Annotated in this window: 14 protein-coding genes and 1 rRNA gene; 1 reads left to right on the forward strand and 14 read right to left on the reverse strand. The window is 42.3% G+C overall.

The genetic code is table 11. From position 1 onward, the window contains the following. Position 1: 1 nt before the first annotated feature. The 3 genes from P6709_RS19120 to metG all read right to left on the reverse strand — a co-directional run bounded on the left by P6709_RS19120 (position 2) and on the right by metG (position 4,758). A complete protein-coding gene (locus tag P6709_RS19120) occupies positions 2–1,327 on the reverse strand; it encodes a G5 and 3D domain-containing protein (protein WP_278242509.1) in 1,326 nt (441 codons plus the stop codon). Between the two features lie 245 nt (positions 1,328–1,572). Further along, positions 1,573–2,337, reverse strand: coding sequence for a TatD family hydrolase (locus P6709_RS19125; protein ID WP_278242510.1), 765 nt, complete (start codon positions 2,335–2,337; stop codon positions 1,573–1,575). A gap of 435 nt (positions 2,338–2,772) precedes the next feature. Continuing rightward, positions 2,773–4,758 carry a methionine--tRNA ligase gene (gene metG, locus P6709_RS19130; RefSeq protein ID WP_278242511.1) on the reverse strand — a complete coding sequence of 662 codons (1,986 nt, stop codon included), beginning with the start codon at positions 4,756–4,758 and terminating at the stop codon, positions 2,773–2,775. 576 nt (positions 4,759–5,334) lie between these two features. Here metG and P6709_RS19135 point away from each other — a divergent pair. After that, positions 5,335–5,622, forward strand: a complete 288-nt coding sequence (locus P6709_RS19135; protein ID WP_278242522.1) for an AbrB/MazE/SpoVT family DNA-binding domain-containing protein — start codon at positions 5,335–5,337, stop codon at positions 5,620–5,622. Positions 5,623–5,708: 86 nt separating this feature from the next. On the opposite strand, the gene rsmI is transcribed toward P6709_RS19135, so the two are convergent. The 11 genes from rsmI to rrf all read right to left on the reverse strand — a co-directional run. Next, positions 5,709–6,599 carry a 16S rRNA (cytidine(1402)-2'-O)-methyltransferase gene (rsmI, locus tag P6709_RS19140; RefSeq protein ID WP_442905373.1) on the reverse strand — a complete coding sequence of 297 codons (891 nt, stop codon included), beginning with the start codon at positions 6,597–6,599 and terminating at the stop codon, positions 5,709–5,711. Further along, positions 6,577–6,867, reverse strand: a complete 291-nt coding sequence (locus P6709_RS19145) for a GIY-YIG nuclease family protein (RefSeq protein WP_278242513.1) — start codon at positions 6,865–6,867, stop codon at positions 6,577–6,579. The genes rsmI and P6709_RS19145 overlap by 23 nt, the downstream gene beginning before the upstream one ends. Further along, entirely contained in the window at positions 6,851–7,594 is a 744-nt protein-coding gene (locus tag P6709_RS19150) for a tRNA1(Val) (adenine(37)-N6)-methyltransferase (protein ID WP_278242514.1), read from the reverse strand. The genes P6709_RS19145 and P6709_RS19150 overlap by 17 nt, the downstream gene beginning before the upstream one ends. Before the next feature lie 120 nt (positions 7,595–7,714). Then, positions 7,715–8,086, reverse strand: a complete 372-nt coding sequence (yabA, locus tag P6709_RS19155) for a DNA replication initiation control protein YabA (protein ID WP_278242515.1) — start codon at positions 8,084–8,086, stop codon at positions 7,715–7,717. A gap of 13 nt (positions 8,087–8,099) precedes the next feature. Next, on the reverse strand, positions 8,100–8,927 hold the full coding sequence (locus P6709_RS19160) for a PSP1 domain-containing protein (RefSeq protein ID WP_278242516.1): 828 nt from the start codon (positions 8,925–8,927) through the stop codon (positions 8,100–8,102). After that, a complete protein-coding gene (gene holB, locus P6709_RS19165; protein WP_278242517.1) occupies positions 8,920–9,924 on the reverse strand; it encodes a DNA polymerase III subunit delta' in 1,005 nt (334 codons plus the stop codon). Before holB ends, P6709_RS19160 begins: the two co-directional genes overlap by 8 nt. Before the next feature lie 31 nt (positions 9,925–9,955). After that, the gene (locus tag P6709_RS19170; RefSeq protein WP_278242518.1) at positions 9,956–10,285 is read right to left on the reverse strand and encodes a cyclic-di-AMP receptor; all 330 of its coding nucleotides are present in this window, start codon (positions 10,283–10,285) and stop codon (positions 9,956–9,958) included. A gap of 103 nt (positions 10,286–10,388) precedes the next feature. Then, positions 10,389–11,030: a dTMP kinase gene (tmk, locus tag P6709_RS19175; protein ID WP_278242519.1), complete on the reverse strand. Its 642-nt coding sequence runs from the start codon at positions 11,028–11,030 to the stop codon at positions 10,389–10,391. After that, a complete protein-coding gene (locus P6709_RS19180) occupies positions 11,023–12,459 on the reverse strand; it encodes an aminotransferase class I/II-fold pyridoxal phosphate-dependent enzyme (RefSeq protein ID WP_278242520.1) in 1,437 nt (478 codons plus the stop codon). Before P6709_RS19180 ends, tmk begins: the two co-directional genes overlap by 8 nt. A 119-nt stretch (positions 12,460–12,578) precedes the next feature. Then, positions 12,579–12,740, reverse strand: a complete 162-nt coding sequence (locus P6709_RS20585) for a sigma factor G inhibitor Gin (RefSeq protein ID WP_426873455.1) — start codon at positions 12,738–12,740, stop codon at positions 12,579–12,581. Positions 12,741–12,947: 207 nt separating this feature from the next. Continuing rightward, positions 12,948–13,016: ribosomal RNA gene (gene rrf, locus P6709_RS20590) — 5S ribosomal RNA — on the reverse strand; the annotation flags it as partial.

The following is a 13,016-nucleotide window of genomic DNA, read 5'->3' on the forward strand; positions in this document are numbered from 1 at the left end:
TCTATGGCAAAATTGTAATTTTCACCTGTCGATTTCCCCAGCGATACGCTTCTTCTTTACTTGGGATAAAGACATCAATCTTATTACCTTTAATTGCTCCGCCCGTGTCTCCAGCTACTGCAAGTCCATAGCCTTCCACATATACTTTTGAACCAAGCGGAATAACAGAAGGATCCACAGCGATTACTTTCATCCCAGGATTTGCTTTTAAATCAATTCCTGTGGCTGTGATGCCTGAACACCCATTGCATGAAGCTGTATAAGCTGTAGATGACACCGTCAATTCTTTTCCACCCTCGGGCTCGTCAGTTGAAGTGTTAACGGCCTGAACAGCAGTTGTAGTTGCAGCAGGCGCAGAAGCGGCTGTCGCAACAGTCTGGACGGGCTGTGAAGCTGACTCTGTTTTTTCAGATGATGCCTGCACTGCTTCCGTTTCACGTGGAACTTCAGCCACTACTGTTTTGGTTCCAATGGATACAACCTGATTAATACTCTCTTTAACTACTTTTTCAGATGCAAGTTTGCGTGACACTTCTTTTCCATTTTCAAGAACAATATCATAGGTCTTTTCTACAAGGCCTTTTTCGCCTTTTTGAACCACTTCTTCTGCCCCGGACGTAAGATCTGAATCTTCTCTCGTCTCTACAGCGAAGTTTTTGGATTCTTCCACCACATCGGTGACTTTTTCAACACGGACAATCTTCACTGATGCTCCTTGCGATAGTTTCGTATCGAGAGCAGGTTCAATGCGGTCGTCTTTATCCAGCTTTATATCATGCTGCTTTAAAAAGTCAGCGACGGTGATCGAAGTCGACCATGCCTCTTGTTCTTTTGTGCCGTCAACGAGTGTCCAGGCAAAAGCCTGCTCCAGTGTAATCGCCATATCTTCTTCAATATCGGCAGTTAACTCATGAGAAAGACTATCTTTTTCGTTTACTTGGATATTTTCTTTATCCAAAAATTCTTTAATGGTATCAGCAGTGGTCTTTACCTGCCAGGTTTGTCCGCTGATCGTAAGCGATACTTCCTTTGCCGCTTCCCACTTCACCTTCATATCATGGTAAACCGCTGAATCTCCTGACGGATTCAGATAATCCTTAGAATCTACCTCAATCTCTAACTCTGCAAATATATCTTTTACATGATCTGCATTTGTACGAACAAGCTGCTCTTCACCGTTTACAGAAAGTGAAACAGTCTTTTTCATTCCTTCCTGGAAGAAAAACGTAACAGCCAGTACAAAGACAGTAATAGTAATTAGACTATAGACCCAGTTCCTTTTGTTTACAGACCTTTGATTCAGGTTTTTCACGTTATTCGATTGCATGAAAAACTCCCCCTCTACTCCGAGTGATTATAAAGACGTTTGTTTTGACTTGTCAACCTTGAAATCTATGACTTGCTGCCCTGCACAGGTGATTTATGTCCCATTATGCATAGAGGCATATGGCTTGAAAAGATTTTCTTTTCGACAAATCCAGTCTTAAACTCGAAGAATCATTGGGCATTTTGTCGCGCATACAATCGAATTGCCATGAAGTTTATCCAATAACCGCTTCTAATTCAGACAGTTTATAGCTTAAATATTTTTTTAGCATTTTGTGTCGTTTGATTTCCTACTTCTTCGTAGGAAATGCCTTTTATTTCAGCAATCTTTTCTGCAACTAATTTTACATATGCAGGCTCATTCCGTTTGCCTCTGTATGGATGAGGAGCAAGAAATGGAGCATCTGTTTCAATAAGCAGATGGTTCAGATCAATGCCTTCTGCGACTTCTTTTGGCTTTTTTGCATTTTTGAATGTAACGGGTCCGCCTAAAGAAATCATAAAGTTCATGTCAACGCATTGCTGTGCTATTTCGAGGCTTCCGCTGTAGCAATGCATGATGCCTCCTACTTCAGAAGCATTTTCTTCCCGTAAAATGTCCACTACGTCCTGTGTTGCATCACGATTGTGAATGACGATCGGCAGCTGAACACGTTTGGCAAGCTGAATCTGTTTGCGGAATACATCTTGCTGCACGTCTTTTGGCGACTTGTCCCAATGGTAATCAAGACCCATTTCACCAATCGCTACAACCTTGGGGTGCTTCGCAAGCTCTTCAATCCAATTAAGGTCTTTTTCTGTCATATCTATTGCGTCAACCGGATGCCAGCCAACAGCAGCGTAGATAAAATCATGCTTCTCTGCAAGCTCCATCGCTTTGTGAATGGTTCCGGTATCAAATCCGACCACCGTCATCCATTCTACATCGTTTTCCATTGCACGGCTGATGACTTCATCGATATCATCTTCGAATTGATCTGCATTTAAGTGGACATGTGTATCAAATAACATTTGACTCTCTCCTTTAGCAGCAAATTTAGTTTATTAAAAATTCCTGTGACATGCATCACAGTTATGTAACAAACAGATAACAAGTTCGTCACATTTTTAATTTGATTGTCTAATGATGTAAAGGGAAAATATGGTAATTGTTAAAATTTACTCTTAATGAAAATATATTTATATAGTATTATTCAAGGAGAATCCCATGATACACCAACACTTCATTTGCCATAAACTATTCTGATATACCCCATTCACATAAACTCTTGTTTATGAAACAAAGTGCCTATATATCGACTGAATTACTCATTTTTTAGTCTAAACGACACAATAAATGATGTCGTAATATTACTGTCACCTTTGCGTAATAATTGAAACAGGCATAAATAAACGGAAAAGGAGTGGCTCTGCAAATGGAGAGCCGCTCCTTCATCCAATCCCTATTTATTTTACGCGGGCCCCGTTTTGAAGGGATGCCGCTACTTCGGCAAGAGCCAGTACACCATCTTTTTCACCGGCTAAGATCATTCCTTGTGATAGTTCGCCTCTTAGCTTAACAGGCTTTAAATTCGTAACACAAATGACTTTTCTACCGATCAGATCCTTTGGTTCGTAAAATTTAGCTATGCCAGAAACCACTTGTCGCTTTTCAAAGCCCAAGTCCAGCTGTATTTTCAGCAATTTGTCCGTTTTTTTAACCGGCTCTGCGTCCGTTACCGTTGCAACACGAAGGTCGACTTTCATAAAATCATCAATTGCGATCTCTTTTTCAATTTCCACTGGTTCTTCTTTAAAAGCTGCTGGTGCCGATCCCGTCATTTTTTCCTGGATATAAGCAACTTCTTCTTCTACTTCAAGACGCGGGAAAATCGGCTCTCCTTTTTTCACTACCTTAACACCTTCTGGAATCGCTCCAAAATTCTGCAAGCTGTCCCAGGTTAAATGACGCTCATCTGTCAACTGCAGCTGGTTTAAGATAAATGCTGGTGTTTGAGTTAAAAATGGCTGCAGCAAAACTGCAATTCGGCGAAGTGTTTCGGCTAAATGATTCATAACATTGCCAAGCTCGTCTTTTTTCGCTTCCTCTTTCGCAAGAATCCACGGCTGTGTTTCATCAATGTATTTATTAGTTCGGCTGATCAGCTGCCAAATGGTTGAGAGAGCAACGGAGAATTCCATTTTTTCCATGGCATCCTCATACTTATTGACCGTCGTTTCATTCAACTCTTTTAACTGCCGGTCAAATGGACCGTCGGAGCCTTTATAGGTTGGGATTTCGCCATCAAAATATTTATTAATCATGGCCACGGTGCGATTCAGCAGATTTCCAAGATCATTGGCTAAATCAAAATTGATTCTTTCAACAAATCCTTCCGGAGTAAAAATCCCGTCCGATCCAAATGGCACTTCTCTTAGTAAGTAGTAGCGAAGCGCATCAAGTCCGTAACGGTCAATCAGGGTAACGGGATCGACGACATTCCCTTTGGACTTCGACATCTTGCCGTCTTTCATCAGCAGCCAGCCGTGAGCAAAGACTTTTTTCGGCAGCGGCAGATCAAGCGCCATCAGCATGATTGGCCAGTAGATTGTATGGAAACGCACGATTTCCTTGCTCATCAGATGCACATTAGCCGGCCAGAACTGCTTGTACTTTTCTTCATTTTCCGACCCATAGCCAAGAGCCGTGATATAATTCAGCAATGCATCAATCCACACGTAAATCACGTGCTTGGCATTACCCGGAACCTTCACGCCCCAGTCATATGTTGTTCGGGATACTGCGAGATCTTCAAGTCCCGGCTTGATAAAATTATTCAGCATCTCGTTTTTACGCGATTCAGGCTGTATAAATTCCGGGTTCTCCTGATAATACTTCACTAATTGATCTGAATACTTCCCCATGCGGAAAAAGTAAGATTCTTCTCTTACCTTCTCTACCGGATGGCCGCTGTCCGGGCTGTTGCCGCCAATGACGGTTCCATTCTCATCCAGCTTCTTATTTTCAAGCTGGGTTTCCGTATAAAAAGTTTCATCAGGAATCGAATACCATCCTTCGTATTCACCCAGATAAATATCACCCTGATCTAAAAACTTTTTAAACACCTTTTCTACAATTTCTTCATGACGCTTTTCAGTCGTACGAATAAAGTCATCATAAGAAATATCCATCTTGCCCCAAAGTTCCTGAATTCCTTCGACAATTTCATCGACATAAGCCTGAGGAGAAATTCCCTTTTCTTTTGCTTTTTCCTGGATTTTCTGACCATGCTCATCCGTACCAGTCAGATACATTACATCAAAGCCACGAAGTCTTTTATAACGTGCCATCGCATCACCAGCCACTGTTGTATAGGCATGACCGATATGCAATTTGCCACTTGGATAATAAATAGGGGTAGTAATGTAAAATGTCTTATTAGACTGACTCACCGAAAATCCTCCTCACGTTCCTTCTCATTTACCGTCAGAAAACCAATACTGACGCGCATTCATATGCTAAAAAATATAACCGAAAACGACGGTGAATGCAACCTGTTGAAATGGAAGTGAGAAGCAGTAGATCGATGCGGACCAGCCTTTCTTCTTCGCTTCTTTTCAAACAAAATGTATATTTTTACCCAGACTTATTGTAGTCCTCCATCTAAAGACAACTTTTAACAGAGCACGACAAGCCTATGACATATTTAATATACGTTAATTTCCATTTATGTCGAACTAAATTCTTCAAATGAATATTTTGTCGAACGCTCTAATAGTTTGAATTAAAACTATTTTATTTACACTTACATATATTTCATGATATAGTGAATAATGTAGTAGTAAATTATTGTTAAACTATTTCGGCGCTTGTAATTTCGGGCTTTCTTATGAGATTAATTTAATAAAAGTTTCTAAGATTTATTTATTGACGTATATGGGAAACGTTGGTATGATGTTAGCACAGAGAGAAATTTGTCGAAACTTGACGAAGAGGGTATGTATAATCAAAACCATTTTGAGAGGGGAATTTTTATGAAATCAACAGGAATCGTTCGTAAAGTAGATGAATTAGGCCGTGTGGTCATTCCAATCGAGCTTCGCCGCACATTGGGAATTGCAGAGAAAGACGCTTTGGAAATTTATGTGGATGATGAGAAAATCATTCTTAAAAAGTACAAGCCAAGCATGACTTGCCAAATTACTGGTGAGGTTTCAGATGACAACCTGAAACTGGCTGGTGGAAAATTAGTACTTAGCCGCGAAGGCGCTGAATTGCTTATTAAAGAAATTCAAAACAACCTTCAAGACGCTTAATTGCTGAAATGAATATGATGAGCCTGTTCAAGCAATTTCTTGAACAGGCTTTTTTTTATGTAAATAAAGAAAACAAGCGGGGCCTGTTATCGCTGTTCCCCATCGACATGGTAAGACTGATAAATGTCTCTTTTGGATTGTCCTCTATCTTTGGCTGTTTCCTTAATAGCGGCTTTAGAAGAAAGGCCCTGCTCCTCCATGTAATGAGCAACATGCTGTTCGATGGTTAACGTCTCCCACCAGTCAGCGCCTTCTGCCTGCCAATCTTCCGCGGGGGCTCCTTCAACCACCAGACAAAATTCTCCACGAAGCTCATTATCCTCTGCCCATGCCAGTCCTTCTTCAATCGTCCCTCTTACAAATTCCTCAAACTTCTTCGTTAATTCTCTTGAAATAACGATTTGACGGGCTGCTCCAAGGAAATCCACCATTTCTTTAAGCGTATCCTTCAGACGGTGAGGAGATTCATATAAGATAAATGTCGAAGGAATGGTCGCCAGAAATTCAAGTTGTTCCCGCTTTTCCTTCTTCCCTCTTCCTAAAAATCCATAATAATAAAATGGCTGGGGGACAAGACCGGAGGCAATTAAAGAGGTTAAAGCAGCATTCGCACCAGGCAGCGGCACAACATTCATTCCCTGCTTGAGCGCTTCCTTCACCAGTTCAAATCCTGGATCGGAAATGCATGGCATACCGGCATCACTCACAAGGGCTACCTGCTCTCCCCTGCGTAATCGCTCCAGCAGTTTTTCCCCGCTCGTTTCTTTATTATGCTCGTGATAGCTGACCACATGAGTTGTTATTTCGAAATAATTACAGAGCTTTTTGGTATTTCTCGTATCCTCCGCTGCAATTACATCTGCTTCTTTTAATAAACGAATGGCTCTGAACGTCATATCTTCTAAATTACCAATGGGGGTGGGCACTAAATAAAGTCTGCCCTCACTCATTTCTTTAAAGCTTTGCTGTGTCGAAATCACACTCAACCCTTCTTTCCCATAGAAAATGATCCTTTTGCTTCCGATTAAGCTGTTTAAACGCGTATTCCGCCTGCATCGCTTCACGCTTGGATTCAAACCCTTCCCAGTAATACAGGGTGACAGGGGTGCGTGTACGGGTATATTTTGAAGCGATTCCTTCATTATGCTGCTGAAGTCTGCGCTCTAAATCAATCGTATATCCGCCGTAATAAGACTTATCTGCGCAAAGCAGCACATAGAAAAAATGATTATGTAAGGCTTCCATATAAGATCTCCTTTACTTCTTCTGTATATTCCCCATTATCCTGATACACATAAAGAGGCGGCAAAATCTTAGTGTCTGCTTTCCCATCTTTCGTTCCTTCTATTAAAATGGTGTTCGCTTCTTTTCCCATTCTCGGATAAACAAATTGAATGCGTTTCGGTTCCAGCCGGTATTTTCTCATGAGTGTCACTAAATCCAGCAGCCTTCCTGGGCGGTGAACAAACGCTGCCTTTCCCCCCTGTTTTAACAAATCACTGCTGACTTTGACTGTGTCTTCAAGGGTGCACATAATCTCATGTCTGGCGATGGCAAAGTGTTCATTCGTATTTTTTTCTTCTTTTGATGGGGTTAAAAAATAAGGAGGATTGCATGTGACGACATCATGCTTTGCCCATCCTAGAGCGGGCACCACGACTTTTAAATCTTCATGCACCATCTCAAGCCTGTGTTCAAGTCCGTTATGAGCAATGCTTCTGACTGCCATGTCATACAGTTTTTCCTGAATCTCCACACCTGTAATCTTTCCTTTTGTCCGGGTGCTTAATAATAATGGAATGACTCCGTTTCCTGAACAAAGATCCACAAGACTTCCTTTCTGTATTGGCACCTGTACAAAACGAGCCAGTAAAACGGCATCCAAAGAAAACGCAAAAACAGAAGGGCTTTGGATAATCGTCAGGTCCTCCGCCAATAAATAATCCAGTCGTTCGTCTCCCGTTAAATTCATGCTGCTGCACCTCCCTGATACAAAAAAAAGAGCGCTGCGTTTGAACCCGTTTATACTTTGGGCATTTTCAGCACAAAGATCTAAACAAGGTCACAAACGTTCGCCCCCATTTTGCATCTATTATTTTTTGTTTAAAAATGATAGACAAAATAAACAATCTTCATCTTTACGCGGGCTCCCAAAATGGATATTGCAAATATGGAACCCTTCCTGGTAAAGGCGGGCAAGATTATCATAGCCTTCCCCTATATCTGATACCTGTGCTTCTTCTGACCCGCTTTCTTTTCCGCTTCCGCTGACTCTGCCTGCTTTTTTACGAGCTGTCTCAAGCTGCTCGAGCCTTCTGCGCAAGTGATCATTCTCAATTTGAAGCGAATGGTTCTCTTCCATCATTTCAGCCAGATGCTGTTTTAATTCACCCAGCTGCTGGTACAAGTGACCAATTTGCTGCTCCATATTGCTGACGGAATCAAAGAACTCCTTCTTATCCACGAACCCCACCTCATTACTCTGTGGCTTGAATTGTAGCGATCTCGTTATTCATTATTTCTTCAAGCGTGTATTCCAGCGTACGGTCCTGACCCTTCATTTCAATCTGAAGAACCCGTTCGAGCATATTTAAGCCGATTACTTTCCCTTTTCCTTCTGGAGTATCTACAAACTGTCCAAGGTCCGGCATTTCTTCTTTGGCTGCTTCATACTCATCGTTTTCGTACTTTAAGCAGCACATTAAACGACCGCAAAGACCAGAGATTTTCGCCGGATTCAATGACAGATTTTGATCCTTTGCCATTTTAATGGACACCGGTTCAAAATCTCCAAGAAAAGTGGAACAGCAAAGCATTCTTCCACATGGTCCAATTCCACCAAGCATCTTGGCTTCATCGCGAACACCAATCTGTCTTAACTCGATTCGTGTCCGAAAAACAGACGCTAAGTCTTTAACCAGGTTTCTGAAGTCCACTCGACCGTCTGCCGTGAAATAAAAGATCACTTTATTTCGGTCAAACGTATATTCTACATCTACAAGCTTCATATCTAAATCATGCTCACTGATCTTGCTTGAACAAACCTCGTAAGCATGAAGTGCTTCATCTTTATTTTCCTGAACGGACAGGCGGTCTTTTTGATCCGCTATGCGCACGACCTTCTTCAAAGGAAGTACGACATCGTTTTCATCAACTTTTTTTACGTCTACTACAACTTTACCATATTCGACTCCCCGAACCGTTTCAACAATGACATAATCGTCTTTCACAATTTGAAGCTGGTTCGGATCGAAATAATAAATTTTGCCCGCTTTTTTAAAACGGACTCCTACTACATCATACAAGTGCAGATCCCCCCTGCAATTTAAGCATCAGCTGCTCCATAAGCAGCTGTGTATTCATATTTTGGTGTAACTTTCTCTTGGCTTCCAAAATGGTGGTCAATTGATCCGACAATTGCTTCGTCGACGTCTGAAGCGCATCTTTTTGAAACACTTCAAGCTGATCCGGGTAAGAAAGGTGGTCATGCTTGTCCGTTTGGATGTAAAGGAGGTCCTTATATATATGAAGAAACAAATCTAAAGACAATTCGATTTGATCTTTCTCTTTAAAATGCGGCAAAAATTCCCCTTGAAGACGCGTCATTGCTTCAAACGGGTGAATCTTCAGCGCTTCGTATAATTTTAACATGATTTTTCTTCCTTGTACAAACCACTCATCCGTACTTAAGCGAATCGCCTCTTCTTCCTGGTTCGTTAATTTTGAAAGAAGAGCAGCCATAGTAGGATGAACCCCCTGTTCCATCAGGCGTTCTTTAAAGAAAACAGGGGTCAGAGATTGAAATGGCACATGCTGACATCTTGAGAGAATCGTTGGCAGCATTTGATGCATTTGCTCCGTAATTAAAATCGCAGTTGTAGAAGGATGCGGTTCTTCCAGGAACTTCAGCAAAGAGTTCGCAGCCTGAGATGTCATTTTGTCAGCAAAAGTAAGAATGTAAACTTTTCGTCTGGACTCAACACCGGACTTGCTGAACTCCTCCTGAAGCGCTTTAATCTGATCTTTTTTTATCGATAAACCATCAGGCTCCAATAAGTGGATATCAGGATGGTTACCGCTTTTTATCCTCATACAGTGATCACATGCCATACAGGGAACACCGTGATCAGGATTCAGGCAAAATAATCCCTGAGCTAAAAAAACAGCCATTTCCTTTTTGCCAGTGCCTCGTGCGCCTTCAAATAAATACGCATGCGCCACTCTTCCTTTGGACAGACTGTTTACCAGCATTTGAGCAGCGAGCGGCTGCCACTGCTGTAATTCATTCCAGTTTGCAGCCATACTAATCCCTCATCCACATTTTGTATTTCTTTTAAAATTGATGGAATTGTTCGATTGGAAGAACAAATACGGTTGCTCCTCCTACCTCTACCTCCACCGGGTAAGGGATGTACGAGTCCGCATTGCCTCCCATAGGTGATACCGGAGCCACCATCTGTTCTCTTGAACGGCAGCTCTCATTAATCACCTGGAGTGCTTTGTCCACTCGTGTATCTTCCGTACCAATCATAAAAGTTGTGTTTCCTGATTTTAAGAATCCACCCGTACTAGCAAGCTTTGTAGCACGAAAATTATTTTTCATCAAAGCAGTTGATAACCGGTTGCTATCTTGATCCTGTACTACTGCCACGACCAGTTTCATGAATTCCACCCCCTCTTTGTCAAATGTAGTTAGGTTCATTTCTTTCTATTATAACAAGAATGAATAAACTTTACTAAATCATTCTTATATCTCACTCATTAGCCTATGTCTGTTCCACAAAAGGGGTGAGAGCAAGCAGAGCGTCACGGCAAACATTTTCTACAGGCTGATCCGCATCAATCACTTTGATTCGGTCAGGAAAGCGCTCTGTTAGAAGCTTATACCCTTCATACACCTTTTCATGAAAGGACAAGGCTTCTAAATCAAGCCGATTAATTTCCCGTTGGCTGTTCTGTGCGATCCTGGCCATTCCTGCTTCAGGCTCTATATCAAAAAACAAGGTGCAGTCAGGCATTTGATCCTCAATGGCAAATTGATTAATACTCCAGACCTCATCGATTCCCAGTCCCCTTGCATATCCCTGATAAGCAAGGGAGCTGTCAATAAACCTGTCACATAATACAATCGTTCCCTCATTTAAAGCAGGAAATACCTTTTCCACCAGATGCTGACGTCTCGCAGCTGCATATAACAGCGCTTCCGTCCTGCTGTCCATTGTTGTATGGTCGGGATCCAGAATAATGCCTCTTATTTTCTCAGCGATTTCGATACCACCGGGCTCTCTTGTAAGAAGCACGGAATGTCCCCGGCTGATCAGCTGCTGCTCGATCTCTTTAATCACCGTCGTTTTTCCTGCGCCCTCTGGTCCTTCTACTGAAATAAATAGTCCTCTTTTCTTACTCATTCCGTTCCTCACAATCCTTCACTACCTTCATTTCTTTTTCTTTTACACGCTGCTCCCCTTGAAAGCGCATATCCGTAGAGCTCCAGTTGATCAGCTGATCTATTTTCTTTTCCGTCAGCTTTTCACCTGCAATCACAAATGGCACTCCCGGAGGATAGGGGATAATCGAGGCCGCCGCTATTCTTCCACATGAGGCATGAAACGGGATCCATTCAAAAGGCGCAAGTTCTGCCTCTGCAACTGACATTGCAAGCTCCTTAACTCTGTTTTCAGGGCTGGTTATCATGCTAGGCGGCAGCAGACTGTCTGCCTGCTGATCTAATGCCCCTTTTAGTGCCTCAATCGTGCGGTCAAATTCTTCAGAATAAAACATTCCCTCTTTTAGAAGAGGGAGGATCAGCAATACCTGAAGAGGATCCGCCAACTCAGGAAAAATCCCTTGTTCTTCAAGAATCTGCTGAAGCTCATAACCCGTCATGCCGCTGGCTCTTAAAATAAGTTTTAACGGATCATCCGGTTCAATAACTGTAATATACGGCAGCTTTTGAAGACTGCTGATAAAATTTTTTCTCTCATTTGAAAAGTGATCAAGATCCCGTGGCCCATATCCGGCCAGATAAGACCGTGCCCCGTCCAAGGATGCCATAATTAAATAGGAGGGACTGCTGGATTGCAGCATGCCTAACGCTCTCTCTACTTTCAGCCTGTCAATCCTGTTAGTACCAATATGTAAAAAGGAGCCCATGGTTAAGGCAGGGAGCGTTTTATGTGCGGAATGAACAACCATATCCGCGCCTGCAGCTAGACTGGACGATGGAAACGGGCTGCCTGCCGTAAAATGTGCACCGTGTGCTTCATCGACCAGAACCATCAGCTGTTTTTTCTTTGCCAGAGAAATAAGCCCCTCCAGATCACTTGTATGGCCATAATAAGAAGGATAGGTCATCACGAGCGCCTTAGCCTCGGGATGACGTTGCAGCGCCTCAGACAGCACCTCCTGTGAGATTCCTTTAGGGGTCAACGTCACAGAGTCCACCTCAGGTTCTAAAAATACCGGTTTTACCTTACTTAGCGAACAGGCATGAAGAATGGATTTGTGACTGTTGCTTGCGATAAAGACCGTGTCCTCTGCCTCACAAGCAGCCAGCAGCATCGTCAAATTCCCCACAGTGGAGCCGTTAACAAGAAAATAGCTCGACATCGAGCGATAATGACTGCGAAGAAGCTCCATTGCCTCTTTAATCACACCATCAGGCGCATGCAGATCATCAAGAGTAGAAAGCTCCGTAGCATCAAAGCGTCCTGCAGCAGAAAAAAGATCCCCCGGGTCGATCCTGCCATTTTTATGACCTGGAACATGAAAGGAAACGGGTTTTTTCTTTTTAAATCTATGCAAAGCCTCAATTAAAGGCATTTTCTTTTGATTCATTTTCTTCACCTGTCTTTACGTACAATTGTATCATCTAACGGCCGGTTAAGGTATCTGATCCAATATAAAATAGCCAAACATGGGTGTTTGGCTATCCTTCATACCTTTCTTTTATTATATTAAGCTTGTGTATCCCTTCTTAAAATATAGACCCAGCGATCATAGGTCTGATCATCAGTATCCATTTTAATTAGTGATTGTTCACACCAGGAACAAATGAGTTTGTTTTGTAATTGAATTCCTCTTTTATATCGTCTGCGGCAAGCTTGGCACACTCTCATCCCACTCCACTCCTCCACTTCTCGATGGTTCTTATCATCAAGTATGGACACGATTAATTGAACCTAATCCTAACTATAGTATTCAGTATAAAAAAGAATGTGCCTGTCTTTTCATCTCTTTTTCTCCGTCTGGCAATTACTCAGTTGAAACCTGATTATTCCTGAAAATAAAAAAGCCATTCCCAAAGGGAATGACTCATTTTTAGTGCCTAGCGACGTCCTACTCTCACAGGGGGAGACCCCCAACTACCATCGGCGCTGAAGAGCTTAACTTCC

This window comes from Jeotgalibacillus sp. ET6 (assembly GCF_029667115.1).
Taxonomy (GTDB): domain Bacteria; phylum Bacillota; class Bacilli; order Bacillales; family Jeotgalibacillaceae; genus Jeotgalibacillus.